We start from the raw sequence: 14,815 nt of genomic DNA on the forward strand, positions 1-14,815 counted from the left end.
CGCCGGGCCGAACATCTGCACCGCCTGCTTGGCGCCCTTGATCGTCACCTTGTTGAAGAGGATCGTGTTGGGCTTGCACAGAAGGTTCGGCGCGACGACGGCGAGCAGCGTCGTGAAGCCGTCCTTGTTGTTGACGAGCGCATTGGCGAAGGCGAGCTCGGCCGCCGAGCCGCGCGGACCCATGATCAGATCGATATGCGCAACTTCATTGCCGTCGCCGACCAGCGACTCGCCGACCAGCATTTTGTTGATTAAAGCCATGTTTTTCTCCCAGAATTCTGGCGCCGGATTCACGAGCGCCCTATGCGAGCCGCACGCGGGGCGCGGCGATGAGAGCCCACGCACGCGGCGCGGACTCAACCATTTTTGCGCGGCCTTGCCAAGGCGCGGGGCCTGGCAAGCGCGCGAGACGTCACACGAGTTCGCGGGCCAACGCGAAAGCGTGACGGAAGTCGAGGCAGAGCGGCTCGTCGGACGTCGCCATCTTCTTGAAGAGACCAGCTTCCGTGCCGTATTTGACGTTGCCGATCGCCAGCGCGCCAATGCCCAGCGCGCCGTGAGACGAAATGACGACGCCATTGTCATGCAGACCGCAGCCTTCGACGCCGAGAGGCGGCACGGCGTTGACGTCGGCGGCGATCAAGAGATCCTTGGCGGCGGCGAGATCGTCCTTCGATAGCACCTGGACGCCGGCGCGCGCCGCGCACAGCGCGATTTCATGCTGGCAAAGAAGCGCACGCACCTGTTCGGGCGTGGAGCCGTCGGCAGGCGCGACCTTGATGTTAAAACGCTTGCACATTTCGTCGGCGAGCTTGGCGACACGCTCGAGGCCGCTATAGCCGACGACGGTGACCTCTGCGCCTTCAAGCGCCGAGATGACGGCGGCGGAATAGCCAACAACGCCCGTCGCCCCGTAGATGACGACTTTCGAGCCCTTGAGTTCGCGCTGTTTCTTCTCCCGCAGAATTTTTTCGACGCAGGCGACCATGGCGCCGGCGGTGGTGAAGGAGCCGTAGGGATCGGCGAAGAGCGACACTTCGAAGGGCTTGAGCAGCGCTTTCTTTGCCGTGTCCATCATGTCGAGCGCGAGCACGGCGTCGCGGCCGGCGAAGAAGATGCCGGTGCGCAGCGCCGCCGAAGGCGCGCGCGAAAACATCGCGTCCTGCACGAGCGCGGTGACTTCGTCCAGCGTGACATTGGTGTAGGGAATCGCCGCGTCATAGCCCGCGTCGAGGGCCATATTCACGTCGAAGGGGCTCATATGCTTCAACGTGCTGAGCATGTGCAGAATCGCTTTGGCCATTGAATCTCCCCAACCTTTCCCTCGAGTTTCGCGTCTTAACGCGGCCAAAAGGCGACGCGCGCGGCGGGAGAAAGTCTCCAGCCCCTCTGTTTCTCAATGATTCCCGGCAAAAGGAACGGCGCGCGGGCGCGCGCCTCGGCCTCGCCCGGAGCGATGGGAGGCTTAGAACCCAGAACGAAGCCGATGTCTAGAGGCGTGTGCGCCGCAGCGTGCGGCCGCATGGCGGCGGCTGTTGGTTGACGGCGGCCGCGCTTTGCCTCTATAAGCCCCGCAATCGAGGCTCGGCGCAATCGGCGTCGCGCCTCGCTGTCTTTTTCACCCTCTGCTGGCGATCGCGGGCGACTGGCGCCGCGGCCGACGCATGGAAGAATAGAGCGAAAGGAACCATTATGTCCCGCCGTTGCGAGCTGACCGGAAAGGGCGTGCAGTCCGGCAATCTCGTCAGCCATTCCAATCGGAAGACGAAGACCCGCTTTCTGCCCAATCTCGTCAATGTGACGCTCGCCTCAGAGGCGCTGGCGCGTTCGGTGCGGCTGCGCATCTCCGCGGCGGCGCTGCGGTCGGTGGAGCATCGCGGCGGGCTTGACGCCTTCCTCGTGAAGGCGAAGAGCGAAGAGCTGTCGCAGAACGCCCGAACGCTCAAGCGCGAAATCGAGAAGAAGCAGGCGGCCGCGAGCGCTTAAACCGTTTCGGCCTGCTTCTGCAAAGCCCCGCGCTTCACGGCGACGGGGCTTTTGTCTTTTTAGGCGCCCCCCGAGTTTGTCGCTGAAAAAGGCGGGCATCCTTCTCCCATGGGGAGAAGGTGGCGCGCGAAGCGCGACGGATGAGGGGAAAGCGCCTGACGTGTAGGGGATAAAAAACCCTCACCCGACCCGGCTCCGCCGGGCCACCCTCTCCCGAGGGGAGAGGCATTGCGCTCCCGGCGTCACGCCTTTTTGGCGAAACTAGCCCCGCAGATCCGGCGGCGTCGCTTCCTCCGCCAGCCGCTTCAGCGCCTCCTTGAGCGAAAGCTGCGTCTGCGCCTGCGAGCCGAGCCGGCGCATGGAGATCGTGCGCTCGGCCGCCTCTTTCTTGCCGGCGACGAGCAGCACGGGAACCTTCGCCAGCGAATGTTCGCGCACCTTGTAGGTGATCTTCTCGTTACGCGCATCGACCTCGACGACAAGTCCGAGCTTTCGCGCCGCGGCGGCGACCTCATAGGCGTAGTCGTCGGCGTCCTGCGTGATCGTGCAGACGACGATCTGCAGCGGCGACAGCCACAGCGGTAAATGTCCGGCGAAATGCTCGATCAGAATGCCGGTGAAGCGTTCGAGCGAACCGAAGATCGCGCGATGGATCATCACCGGCGTCTTCTTCTCGCTGTCCGGGCCGATGTAATAGGCGCCGAAGCGCGACGGCAGGTTGAAATCGACCTGCGTCGTGCCGCATTGCCACTCGCGGCCGATGGCGTCGCGCAGCGTATATTCGAACTTGGGGCCGTAGAACGCGCCCTCGCCCGGATTGATTCCCGTCTTGATGCGATTGCCTGAGCGCGCTTCGATGTCGCTCAAGACCCGCGTCATGATCGCTTCGGCCTGATCCCAGGCTTCATCCGAACCGACGCGCTTTTCCGGACGCGTCGACAGCTTCACGACGACTTCGTCGAAGCCGAAATCCGAATAGGTCGAGAGAATGAGGTCGTTGATCTTGAGACATTCCTCGGCCATCTGCTCTTCGGTGCAGAACACATGCGCGTCGTCCTGCGTGAAGGCGCGCACGCGCAACAGGCCATGCAGCGCGCCCGACGGCTCATAGCGATGCACGATTCCAAACTCCGCCATGCGCAGCGGCAGATCGCGATAGGACTTCAGGCCATGTTTGAAAATCTGGATATGGCCGGGACAATTCATCGGCTTGATCGCGTAAAGCCGGTCTTCGTCGGTCTGCTCGCGCGCGGGCTGCGAGACGAACATGTTTTCGCGGAACCATTCCCAGTGGCCGGACGTCTCCCACAGCGACTTGTCGAGGAGCAGCGGCGCGTTGACTTCCTGGTAATCGGCCTTCAGGCGTCGGCGCATGTAGGAGATGACGTTCTGGAACAGCGCCCAGCCCTTCGGGTGCCAGAAGATCGCGCCGGGACCTTCCTCCTGAAAATGGAACAGGTCCATCTCGCGGCCCAAGCGGCGGTGGTCGCGCCGCTCGGCTTCCTCCAGCCGGTGCAGATAGGCGTCGAGCTCCTCCTGCGTCGTCCAGGCCGTGCCGTAGATGCGCGACAGCATCGGCTTCGTCGAATCGCCACGCCAATAGGCGCCCGCGACCTTCATCAACTTGAAGGCCGTGCCGACCTTGCCGACCGAGGGTAAGTGCGGGCCGCGACAGAGATCGAGCCACTGGCCCTGCCGATAGACGCTCAAGGGCTCGTCGGACTTGATCGCGTCGATGAGTTCGCCTTTGAAGATCTCACCCTTCGTCAGAAACCATTGCTTGGCGTCGTCGCGATCCCACACTTCGCGCGTGATTTTGGCGTCGCGCGCGACGATCTCGCGCATCTTCTTTTCGATCGCCGGCAGGTCTTCGAGCGTGAACGGCTCGGCGCGGAAGAAATCGTAATAGAAGCCGTTCTCGATGACCGGCCCGATCGTCACCTGCGTGCCGGGATAGAGCTCCTGCACCGCCTCCGCCAGCACATGCGCGGCGTCGTGGCGGATGAGCTCCAGCGCGCGCGGATCTTCGCGCGTGACGAACTCGATTCTAGCGTCGCGCGCGATCGGGCTTGCGAGGTCAACGAGCGCGCCGTCGAGCGTCATGGCGACGCTGCGCTTGGCGAGAGAGGGAGAGATGCTCTTGGCGATGTCGACGCCCGAAACGCCGGGCTCGAACTGACGGGACGCCCCGTCGGGGAATGTAACCGCAACCATAGTACGCTCCTGTCGCGCTCAGTCGCCGATACGAGTCGACGTAAGTCGCTTTGGATGGACGGCGCCTTCATAACGCCGCGCGCGCGCGGGCGCAATCGGCGCGAAGGAGCGCCGTTTGCATCGACGTAAAAGAGAAATGGCGCGCCCGACAGCATATAAATGCGAACACCTATGTGATTGAGATTACGATACAAAACTCATGATTCACAGTGTAAAAGCTATAGATTGCCGATGTATAAATTGTATATATCTGCAAAGCGTCTGAGCCGCACGATTTGCGCGACCATCACGACGAGCGCCCCGCCAATTGCGAGCCACAGGTTCAACGTGACCATGCCCGCAATCATCCCGGCGAGGCCAACGAGCCCAAGAAGCAGCAGCACGCGCAAGCTCCACGTGTAAACTGCAGCGGCCTCACTTCGCCCGAGCCAAAGCCGCTCACCCAATACGCCCTTCTCGATCCAATGCGCCGGCCTGTCGATCGGCTTGAATATGAATGGATTGACCACCAACCAAAGCACGACGGAACCAATCGGCGCGACCGCCCACCAGTCTAGCCAAACGCGGCTCCAACCCGCGGCAACGGCGGCTGGGATCGCAGCAAAGCGCGTGTAGACGCTCCAGCGATTGGCGTGGCGCCGCCACCTTTCGTCAAAAACCTGCCCGCGCATCTCGATCCAATTGCTCCTGAGCAGGCGCTCCCGGGCCGCTTCAGCGGCGCGATCCGCTGGACCTCCCCATTTCCGGCGGATTTTTCATGGATTGTCGAACTGTCCGTCGTTAGATGCTGCGCTGTTTTTCTGAGGCGATCGGAAGTCGTTACAATGGAAATGCTGCAAAACTTTGCAGAATGGGCATGGTTACGCCATCACAATCCCTTGAGCTGGTATATCCGGCCGCTGTTTCTCATACCCTTTTGCTATGCCGCCTGGCGCCGCAGTCTAACAGGAATCGCCGTGACTCTTTTGGCGTTGGCGACCAGCATGTTTTGGTTCCCGGCTCCGGCCCATCCAGATCCTCGGGTAGCCGAATTTCTGGACATTGAGCGGGAGTATCTGTTGGGAAAATGGGGAGCCGCAAAGCTTCTTTTCACGGCAATGGCGCCTTTGTTTCTCTTTGCGCTTGCCTTCGCGTTTTGGCGCCGTTTGATTTGGACGGGTCTCACCGTGATTGCTGTGGGCAGCCTACTCAAGATCGGCTGGAGCCTCTATTTTGGCGGGGACAGCGGTTGGGCCGTCGCGCCACCCGCAATCGCCGGGCTGTTTGTGATCACCGTAGTGATGTTTGTCGTGAGACGGAAACTCGGGTGGGTTTCTCTCTGAGCGGGCTGCAAGTTCATCTGGCGCAACGATGAACTGACGGGTCCGGAGCGCGGCGGCCACCCGGCTTTTGATCCTGCCGCCCTATAGGTGGCGGGGCAAATGCGCAAGTCTGCCTTAACACGAAATCTATTTGCTAGCTTTGCGCTCGTTGGCGCGCCGTCGCTTACTGACTGAAATCAACTGTGCGCCTTCGCGACGGGTTTTGCGAGAATGGCGGTATTCGAATCTAGTCTGGTGAACTGGCGCACCTCGAAGAAGAAAGTTCGAACGCTCTCTTTGAGACGCTGGATGAGTGGGAGCGCCATCTCGCACAGCTAGACCCTAAGGGTCTGCGGTGCGACGATGACCAGTTTAAGCCAAGTTTATAACGCCTTAGCCGCTTGCGCGGCAGCGGAAAAGAAATATCCGCCGCCCTTCTCGCTGCGCCTGACGGTCGCTGAACGGGTGCGGCTGGACGCCGAGCGGGGCAGGAAACCTCTCGGCGTGCATATTCGCGAAAGGCTGTTCGGAGACGATACTGCCCCGCGCAAAAGACGGGGCAACAGCCGGGTCAAAGACGCGGAAGCGCTGGGCCGGGTGCTGGGAGCCTTGGGTGAATCCCGGCTGTCGTCCAACCTGAACCAGCTCGCCAAGGCTGTGAATACCGGCTCGCTCCCGCTGACGCCTGAAACCGAAGCCGATCTCAAGGCAGCCTGCCGCGATGTCGCGGTCATGCGGGCCGACCTTATGCGCGCGCTCGGCAAGTCGCCCGGAGACGGGCCATGATCCTGAAAGCAAAAGAGCGCGGCGATGCCCCACAACTGGCGCGGTATCTGCTTGCGATGCGCGATAACGATCATGTCGCGCTGCATGACCTGCGCGGCTTTGCCAGCGACAATCTGCCAGGTGCCTTTGGTGAGGCGGACGCGATTGCGCGGGGCACAAGCTGCGAAAAGTATCTGTTCTCGATGAGCCTCAACCCGCCGCCAGCGGCGAATGTCAGCGTCGAAGGGTTTGAGCAGGCCATCGCCCGAATCGAACAGAAGCTCGGCCTAGAAAACCAGCCGCGCGCTATCGTCTTTCATGAAAAAGACGGGCGGCGGCATGCTCATGCGGTCTGGTCGCGAATAGACAGAAACCGCATGCGCGCGATCAATATGCCCCATTACAAAGTGAAGCTCCGTGATGTGTCCCGGAAGCTCTATCTCGAACATGGTTGGGACATGCCGCGCGGTTTGCAGGATCGCAGCCTGCGCGATCCGCTGAATTTCACGCGGGAGGAATGGCAGCAAGCCAAACGCGCCGGGCTCGATCCGCGCGAACTCAAGACCGTTTTTCGGCAGTGCTGGCAGGCTTCCGACAACAAGGCGTCGTTCGAAACCGCTCTGAAAGAACGGGGCTTCCGGCTGGCCCGAGGCGACCGGCGCGGCTTTGTGGCTGTCGATTATCGCGGGGAGGTTTATTCGCTGTCCCGCTTTGCCGGGGTGAAACCCAAAGAGCTTGAAGCGAGGCTTGGCGATTCCAAGCCGCTGCGCAGCGTCGATGAGATCAAGGCCGAAATCGCGCAAGGCATGACGGAAAAGCTCAAAGCGTTCATCAAGGATGCCGAACGCGATGCGAAGCAACGCCTCGCCGTCATCGCGTTCCGCAAGGCGGATATGGTGGGACGACACCAGCACGAACGGCAAGAGCTTTGGGCCGCGCATGAACGGCGTGCGCAGACCGAAACCAAACTGCGGTCGGAGCGCCTGAGGAAGGGCTTTTCCGGCATCTGGCAGCGCTTGACCGGACGTTATGGCAAAATAAAAGCGCAAAACGAGCGCGAAGCGCTCGAAACATGGCGGCGCGACCGGGCGGAAAAGGATGCGCTGACATTCCGGCAGCTCGAAGAACGGCAAACCCTGCAACGGGAGATACAGGCGCAGCGCGGAATAGCGGCGCAAGAACTTATGCTGCTGCGCGAAGATGTCAGCCGGTATCCGAAACTCGACCACGACAACGGGAACGATCATTATGCCCGCGAGCGTGAGACAAAGTACGTGGACGAAACGCCTAAACGCCCGCGCCCGGAGCGTCATCGCCGCAGGCGCAGCTTCGATCCGTGACGCGGCTCGAAGCAGAAAATTCACTGGCTGGCCAAGGCCATCCGCATAGGGCCGACCGGCGTCCGTCGCAGGAAAAGCTTCAGGCGATAATCCGTATCTGGCGTCGCCGTCTGTTTTCAGCGCCATGCAATGAATGACAAAGGCAGGCGATGTCTCTGCCGATAAATTCCGCATAATCCAGCCGTGCTTCCAACGCCGCCGCCTCAAACCGTCAGACGTTTCCCGTCTCCTTCCTTTTCGTTTCATCCGTCCCTTCGATCCATCAGCGCCTTATCTGGGCCGATGATCATGTGTGCCGGGGCCGAAAGGCCCTGAATGGTTCGGGGCCTCCTGAAACAAAGGAGGATACGATGAAACTTGTCTCACGCTTCGAAGCGGCATCCCGCAGCACCACCGAATTGCTCAGTCTGCTCGGGCAGGCGCAGCTTGCCTTTGCCGCTGCATCGCGTGGCTCGCAAGAGCGCCGCGACGCGTTGGAGTCGATACGCAATATCGAGAATGAGTTGGCGATGCGTCCGCCGGCTCTCTAAGACCCTGCGGCTGGCCCATGGCCGGTCGCGAATTTTTTGCCTTGAAGTGGCTCGCGGCTCACGGGGCGATTCCTTCTGTTGTGAGGCTTTCGGCGTATAGCCGGTTGCGCATGCAACCGGACTAGGCCCGCGCCAATGAGCGGGGGGAGGCCGTCAAGACCGCCGCCAGCGGAGGGGGATCACCCGCCCTGCACAAACGTAGTGCGGAAGGGCGGGGAAGCCGCTGGCGGCGCACGAAGCCAGAGCGCAGTGCTTGGTCTTGACGAAGGATGGGGCCGCAGGCCCCCAACCAACGAAAACGGAGTCAGCGCGGTCGCGGCGCTGTCATGTCTCTCTTGCGCGAGGGATCGTCACCGAATGGAGGAGACGCCGAAGGCGGCTCCGGGAGTGCAGCGAGTAGAGCCGATCCCCCAAAGAGCGGGACGCGCCCAACGAGTATGACAGATCAGCTCGTCAAGCTACAAAACAACCGCTCTCTCAATCTCATCGAATGCATCGACCAACTCTTGGCGAAGTTTATAGAAGTCGCGATGCTTCAACCGGCGACCGGGCTGCCCCGCCCTGGTGGCAGGATGGGCTGTTGCCGACTGCAGCCGGAGGTCGTGCAGCTTCAGAAAGCAGGCCATCGCCACTGGGAAGCTGGCCGATAGAGCTGCGTCTTTGATTGCATGACCAAAGGCTGGGCAGGTTGAGCCTGCCGACTTCACCCGGCGCCACAGCTCACGGGTCAAAAAGTCGCAAAAGCTGTCGAGCGACACGAGAAAGGCATCGATATTTGTTTCGCGGTTCCTCTTGAGAAAGAAGGCATGCACTTCCGCGTGCCTATGATTGGTGCCAAAATACAGACGCCAGTCGAATGCGGTTTCTCGCCGGTCCAGTATGTAAGCAATGATGCTGTTGATGCGACTTGCTGGTCGGCCGACAGTTTTGATGATGCCGGCAACTTTGAGGGCTTGCTTGGCTGTCGTTTCGACATCTCCGTAGGGCTTTGCGAGGGGCAGCGAATCCCGCAGCATCAGCGAAGCGGCCATCCGCGCAACCTCGCCTTCGCTCATCCGTAGGGAAAGATTGACCAGCGATATGTAGCTTGCCCGCCCATAGCGGCCTTCGTCGAGCTCACGGAGCGCCGATTTTCTTACCCACCAGTCCTTTTCGTCGATAAGAAGTTTTTCATACTGGACATGAGTGAGCCGACCCGCGTGCAGCGCGCAGGCGATCAAGGCCTCCTTGTAGCTTGCCTGGATCTGAATGGCACCGCGCGGTGGATTGACAAGCCGGTCAGCGGCGAACTGGCCCAGCTCGGCCGTAGAAGCAGCGCCAAGCTTTCCAAGACTGGCGCGGATCAATGATGCGTTGACCGCGTGATAGAGCTCGGGTCCCTTGATTGTGTCCACGATTTCGTACGCCAGCTTTCCGGGAATCTTCTCGTATTTCCCGACATACGCGCAGATACTTCCTGCGAGGTCCGGATTTCGTTGAAGAACCTTCATCAGTCGCTGGTTGAGCCTGTGCGTCGGCTCGGCGTGTGCAAGCAGGAACTTGAAACGTGTAACCGTTTGCGGCCCAAGGCGACTATTGCGCGTCAAGTCGAGCAGCCGGGCCACCAAGCGCTTCTGGTTGACGAACGGCTTGATTGACGACTCCGGCGGGCGGCTGACCGATTTGATTTCACTGTCGGGATCGGTGATGCGGTGGATGTTGATCTTGGAGGTTTGTGGAAACAGACCGACCTCCCGTGCCGCAATATCGAGCTTGATGAGTTTACGGCGAAGCTCAAGCTCAGAACGCGCCAGTATCTTGATGTCATCGACATAACGCAGGTAGATAGTCCTGCTCCCCTGCTCCCCGGCCTCGTCGATATGCTGAAGAACTGCCTCCGATAGCATTCCGGAAGGCAAGGGTCCCTGCGGAATCCCATGCTCGTGATAGATATTTTTCGGGCCGTTGCTCCACGTACTCGAGGTCCACACCTTCAGGCAGTCAAGCAGAAAGCCAATGGTGTCTTCGTCGATCTTCAGGTCGCGCAGAAAATGCCTGAGCACATGGTGATCGATCGAATCGTAAAACGATGCAAGGTCGAAGTCTGCAATGCAATTATAGCCGTCTGTATACGCGTCTCTGATCCTCTGGGCGAACTTACGGTAAGAATTCTGCCACCGCTTGTAAAAGAACGGCGACGATTTCCCGGCGTAAAGATGCGCAAAGACCCGTTTATCGTACCGGTGACCTGTGCGCTTTTTCAGAGCATCGGCAACAAGATTCACACACGCCTGATAGACAATCTGGTCCTCGACTGTGAGAAGAGTGATCGGCCTGACGGTGCCGGAAGGCTTGGGAATAAGCACCTTCGCCGCATGTGTAGGTTCGTACTTTTCTCCCAGGCCTTTCTGTCTCAAGAGCTTGAGATGCGTGTCGGACGCGAGGGCAAATGCATCATACGAGTCCCGAAAATAGGATTTGTACAGCGCGTCCGGATTGGAAAGAGTCCAGCGGTAGGCGCGCCTTAAATTCTTGAGGTCAAAAACTTTGTCGAGTGTTGTCACGGGAAGACTTCATTCGCGTTCGAATACGTTGGCGCGGTGCCAGGCGAGCCGTCTTTTGTGTTTGTCGGTCATCACCGCCCTCCTGACACGTCGAGAAACAGGCGCACGAGGGACTCGTTCACGTAGTAATTGCTTCGTCCAGAGCGGTGCTTGGCGACGAAGCCCTTCTCGGCCAGCAGGTCGAGATATTTCGCCGCCGTCTGGCGCGAAACCCCAAGGTCTTTCACCACGAATTCGATGCGCGTGTAGGGGTGGCGGAACAGGTTGTTGAGCAGGTCTTGCGAATAGAGGCTCGGCACCTCCTCGCGCATTCGCTTTTTCACATTCGCCATCTGGACGCGCATTCCTTCGACGAGCGCGAGGGTCGTCTGCGCCGTCTCCGCGACCGCCTCCAGCATGTAAAGAACCCAGTCCTCCCACGAGCATTCAGTGCGCACGGCCTGAAGCAGCCGGTAGTAATCTGCCTTGGTGCGGGTGATGTGGCGCGAGAGATAGAGGATAGGGATTTCAAGAAGCCCGGCGCGCGTCAGATAGAGCACGTTTAAGATTCGCCCGATCCGGCCGTTGCCATCGGGAAACGGGTGAATGCTCTCGAACTGATGATGGATCAAAGCCATCCTGATGAGCGGGTCGAGGTCAGAATGCTCGTCCTCGTTGACGAAGCGCTCCAGCGCGGCCATCGCCGCTTCGATCTCGCGCGCATCCTGCGGCGGCACATAGACGATCTCACCGGTGGAATCGTTCTTGAGCGCCGTGCCGGGCGTGACGCGAAATCCCCCGTCCCGACGTTTCAACAATTGGAACACATCAATCAGCGTACGATTGGTAATCAGCCCGCCTGACTTGCGGAGGTGGTCGTAGCCAAGCTTCACGGCGTCGCGGTAAAGCGCCACTTCCTTGGCGGCGGCGGACTCCGGCCCCTCAAGGTGAAGATCGGCCTGAAACAGCTCGTCCTGGGTGGTGACGATGTTTTCAATCTCGGAGCTGGCTTTCGCCTCTTGCAGGGCCAGCGTGTCGATGAGGATGCCCTGATTAGGGATGGTCGCCGCACGCCCCTTCAACTCCGCCAGAGCGCGATTCGCCTTGGCGAGCGCTTTCAGCACAGGGACCGTTTCGAGGTTCACCGGCGGGGGCAGATCGGGGATGGCGTAGTTTGGCTTTAACATGTCTTCGACGATGCGTTAAAAATACCCGTTTTCCTTAACATATCTAGCGCGACATGTACACGAAAATCTCAACTGCTCAACACGTCGTGGGCAGGAGCTTTAGGGTTGCATATACCCTGATCGAGGAAAGCTGCACCTGCGGCTCCGGTGCAGGGCGGAAAGCGGCTGGTTGGACCTTCGAGCCTCCTAGGGAAAGTAATTCCGACACAAGGCAACTTTCCCGCGCGGCTTTTTCCGCGCGGGTAAAACTCCGGTGTTTTTGCCTCAAAGCGGAAGCGCATATAAAAAGGAACACCTAAATCTGATCTCCCTCTTGTCTCGCAATAGGTCTCGAAATGACACCTAAAACCATATTTAATATATTTGCTGCCGTCCTTTTTTTATTTGTATCTTCAAAAGAGATACCTGCTCAGGCACTGAATAAACCAAATAATGAGCCTAGTCTGGCGTATGATATACAATTATTACTTTCGCTCCATGGCTTTTCCGGAAGACTAGATGGCCGATGCGGGCCAACAACAAAAGCTGCTATCAAGGCATATTTAGGAACGCCGTCGTATATATCTTCAGACATAGCATGCAATGAAGATGTCAAGAAAGCTATAATTGACAACATATCTTTAGCAATTACCATGTCAAAACAATTAAACGACGCACAACTTGATGGCGCTCGGCTCACTAAAGAATATCTGGAGTCGCTATCATTCAAGATTGATGCAATAAGATCTTCTACAGAAAGCGCCAATAACAAGCTAGATATTATTAATAATGAAATGAAGAAATTGAGCACCATTAAAGAAGGTGCCGGAGAGCCTAAAAATGAGGATTATATCAAATATATTGTGTTAGCCGTATTTGTTATCGTAATTGCTGCCGCGGGGGTGTATTATTTTCGTAATAGTGACATATATTGGTTAGGCGCGCCGCGAAATGAGGAGCATAGAAGAAAATTTATCGATGATTTAAGTTTAAGATTTAACAAAAAAGAAGAGGATGCAGTACAATACATAAGTAATATTACCGATAGAATAATAGCAAAGGCGGTTGGATTATTACAATACAACGCTGTATTATTGGCAGTAACATATTTGATATCATATAATGTTATTAATTGCGCGGATAATAAAAGCAATAAAATGTTGGATATTTCGATATTCTTATCTATATTATCGACATTATTTATGATGGTCATAATGTTTACGCATTGGCATAAAGATTATAAATCACCTGAGTAGGACCTGAAGGAAAGCGCTCATTTATGTATGAATAGAAGCATGCTGGTGACAGTCGGTCTAATAGTAGGATTTGCTGCGGCACTTATCGATGTGGTGTTTTTAGTGACTAATAATGGAATGCATTGCTGATTAATTTTAGAAATGTTGCAAGCGGCCGGAATAGGCAATATGCTGAGCGTATCATAAATGGAAAATACAGGTTAAGCGTTATGTCAATGTCATCAAGCTCTGCTTTCTATGGAGCGTTTTTACCAATAATTTGGGCTACAACACTAGTAGCTGGAGTAGGGATAATTCTTAAGATGGATTTCAATAAAGCCGCTCCGGAGAAGGTGGAACAACCGCTAGTGTGTTGCACTACGAACGCTGGAATTTCGGTTTGTCATCCTGCTGCAATACAGGTCCCAAAGCGATAACTTACCATTCAGAAGATGGAGTGTCGGGCGGTCCCTCTGACATGCGCTCTCTTAGTAACAAACGCCCAAAGGGGCAGAAATATGCCTGCTCGGGTCCAGCGCCGATGTGCTGGCCGCATCCAATCGGCGGACGGTTGGCGCGCATCCAATCCGCGCAGGGTTGGTCAGGGTTCCAAGGGGCTAGAAGGCTCATTGGTCGATGGGATGGGTCCAGGGCAAGGGCAGCGCGAAAGCTCCCTTTCCCGGTCTCGATGAAGTCGTCTCCATGAAATGGTCTGGGGTCTTGGGGGGGCAGGAACGCCCTCAAGTCGATGGGTGCAGGGAGAGCGAAGTCTCCCTGCGAGTGGTCAAGCGGCGATACGGTTGAATGGCTCTGGAACGGGGTCGATCCCCTGACGGAGCCAGGGCCGGGGGGATGCAACGGGGGCGCGCAGCGGGTCCCCTTGCCAAGATGGTTTTGTAATACAAAACACATCTTGCGTAGTCCAACTATTGCGATCAATTGTGCCGTTGGCCTGTCCTGTTCAACTGCGTCTACAGGGTGGACCGTTCTGCCCGTTTCACGGCTGCACGGTATGCTTGCCAGTCCAGATGGAGCCTTTCTTGCGCGCGCTGCAAAATCAGAGACCGCGTGTCGTCAAGAGCTGCATTGCTTTTGACGCGGTCGTAGAGCAGACGGGTTCGTGCGTAGCGGACGTAAGTCTGCACCAATCGCATTTGCTCATCCCCAAGCTCTAACGGCATGTCGAGTGGACCCGTAAGAGCAATAATCTTTCGCAAGTGACGCAGGACGATTCCGGGCGCCATTCCTGCGCCCATTCGATGACCTCGGCGGCGTGAGCATAAACATCATCGGGCTCAAGGCCGCGCCGACGCCTGAGTTCCTGCTTCAGGTTCTCTCCCAGGCCGTCTTCGTCTTTTGACCGGGCAGCATCACGGTAATAGCCCACCTCAATCAATCGCCAGCGCATACGTGCATATTGATCGTAGACCGTATTCAGCGACACATTCGCGCGCTGCGCCGCTTTTCCCGGCGGCAGGCGCTCGGCATAACATTTTAACAACGTGTCCGCTTTTGCCGGAGGAATCCTCGAACGGGGTCCCATGATCGACGTTGGCATGCCCAGAGTCCGATCTGAACTGCGACATTCTTTAATTCAGGGGATCAACGGATTAAGCGTATCCCTCCGTCGTGGGCCACCTGGCGTTGATCCCGGTTTTCGAGATAGCTGCCTGACGGTGGCGCGATGATCGTGTCCATTTCAAATACAAGCGGACACTATCGATGTCGGGCAGCGATGCAGATCGGGCGGCTCTCA

The 14,815-nt window shown here is 57.9% G+C and carries 13 protein-coding genes; 6 read left to right on the forward strand and 7 right to left on the reverse strand.

Annotated elements, in window-relative coordinates:
- Together fae and ACR65T_RS12040 are read right to left on the reverse strand one after the other, a co-directional pair.
- The coding region (gene fae / locus ACR65T_RS12035; RefSeq protein ID WP_434496705.1) for a formaldehyde-activating enzyme at positions 1–261 on the reverse strand (261 nt) is incomplete at its 3' end.
- A 151-nt stretch (positions 262–412) separates the two neighbouring features.
- Positions 413–1,303, reverse strand: a complete 891-nt coding sequence (locus ACR65T_RS12040; RefSeq protein ID WP_434496706.1) for an NAD(P)-dependent methylenetetrahydromethanopterin dehydrogenase — start codon at positions 1,301–1,303, stop codon at positions 413–415.
- A 389-nt stretch (positions 1,304–1,692) separates the two neighbouring features.
- Between ACR65T_RS12040 and rpmB the strand changes: the two genes are divergently transcribed.
- Entirely contained in the window at positions 1,693–1,986 is a 294-nt protein-coding gene (gene rpmB, locus ACR65T_RS12045; RefSeq protein WP_256032486.1) for a 50S ribosomal protein L28, read from the forward strand.
- A gap of 261 nt (positions 1,987–2,247) precedes the next feature.
- Here rpmB and thrS read toward each other — a convergent pair whose 3' ends face one another.
- Both thrS and ACR65T_RS12055 read right to left on the reverse strand, forming a co-directional pair.
- Positions 2,248–4,200 (reverse strand): threonine--tRNA ligase, encoded by a 1,953-nt coding sequence (gene thrS, locus ACR65T_RS12050; RefSeq protein ID WP_434496707.1) that lies wholly within the window; start codon positions 4,198–4,200, stop codon positions 2,248–2,250.
- Positions 4,201–4,418: 218 nt separating this feature from the next.
- Positions 4,419–4,871, reverse strand: coding sequence for a DUF6653 family protein (locus ACR65T_RS12055; RefSeq protein WP_434496708.1), 453 nt, complete (start codon positions 4,869–4,871; stop codon positions 4,419–4,421).
- On the opposite strand from ACR65T_RS12055, the gene ACR65T_RS12060 reads away from it, so the two are divergent.
- The 4 genes from ACR65T_RS12060 to ACR65T_RS12075 all read left to right on the forward strand — a co-directional run bounded on the left by ACR65T_RS12060 (position 4,833) and on the right by ACR65T_RS12075 (position 8,136).
- Positions 4,833–5,522 (forward strand): hypothetical protein, encoded by a 690-nt coding sequence (locus ACR65T_RS12060; RefSeq protein ID WP_434496709.1) that lies wholly within the window; start codon positions 4,833–4,835, stop codon positions 5,520–5,522. The two genes, ACR65T_RS12055 and ACR65T_RS12060, sit on opposite strands and share 39 nt — an antisense overlap.
- A 483-nt stretch (positions 5,523–6,005) precedes the next feature.
- A complete protein-coding gene (locus tag ACR65T_RS12065) occupies positions 6,006–6,287 on the forward strand; it encodes a hypothetical protein (protein WP_434496710.1) in 282 nt (93 codons plus the stop codon).
- Entirely contained in the window at positions 6,284–7,606 is a 1,323-nt protein-coding gene (locus ACR65T_RS12070) for a relaxase/mobilization nuclease domain-containing protein (protein WP_434496711.1), read from the forward strand. Before ACR65T_RS12065 ends, ACR65T_RS12070 begins: the two co-directional genes overlap by 4 nt.
- Before the next feature lie 350 nt (positions 7,607–7,956).
- Positions 7,957–8,136, forward strand: coding sequence for a hypothetical protein (locus ACR65T_RS12075; RefSeq protein WP_434496712.1), 180 nt, complete (start codon positions 7,957–7,959; stop codon positions 8,134–8,136).
- 458 nt (positions 8,137–8,594) lie between these two features.
- Here the strand turns inward: ACR65T_RS12075 and ACR65T_RS12080 are convergent, their stop codons facing one another.
- Positions 8,595–10,679, reverse strand: a complete 2,085-nt coding sequence (locus tag ACR65T_RS12080; protein ID WP_434496713.1) for a reverse transcriptase domain-containing protein — start codon at positions 10,677–10,679, stop codon at positions 8,595–8,597.
- Between the two features lie 71 nt (positions 10,680–10,750).
- Positions 10,751–11,782, reverse strand: coding sequence for a Fic family protein (locus ACR65T_RS12085; RefSeq protein ID WP_434496714.1), 1,032 nt, complete (start codon positions 11,780–11,782; stop codon positions 10,751–10,753).
- A gap of 398 nt (positions 11,783–12,180) precedes the next feature.
- Here ACR65T_RS12085 and ACR65T_RS12090 point away from each other — a divergent pair, with 398 nt between their 5' ends.
- On the forward strand, positions 12,181–13,080 hold the full coding sequence (locus ACR65T_RS12090; protein ID WP_434496715.1) for a hypothetical protein: 900 nt from the start codon (positions 12,181–12,183) through the stop codon (positions 13,078–13,080).
- Positions 13,081–14,230: 1,150 nt separating this feature from the next.
- On the opposite strand, the gene ACR65T_RS12095 is transcribed toward ACR65T_RS12090, so the two are convergent.
- Positions 14,231–14,617 (reverse strand): hypothetical protein, encoded by a 387-nt coding sequence (locus tag ACR65T_RS12095; protein ID WP_434496716.1) that lies wholly within the window; start codon positions 14,615–14,617, stop codon positions 14,231–14,233.
- Between the last annotated feature and the right edge of the window lie 198 nt (positions 14,618–14,815).

Source organism: Methylocystis sp., from assembly GCF_051061285.1.
Taxonomy (GTDB): domain Bacteria; phylum Pseudomonadota; class Alphaproteobacteria; order Rhizobiales; family Beijerinckiaceae; genus Methylocystis.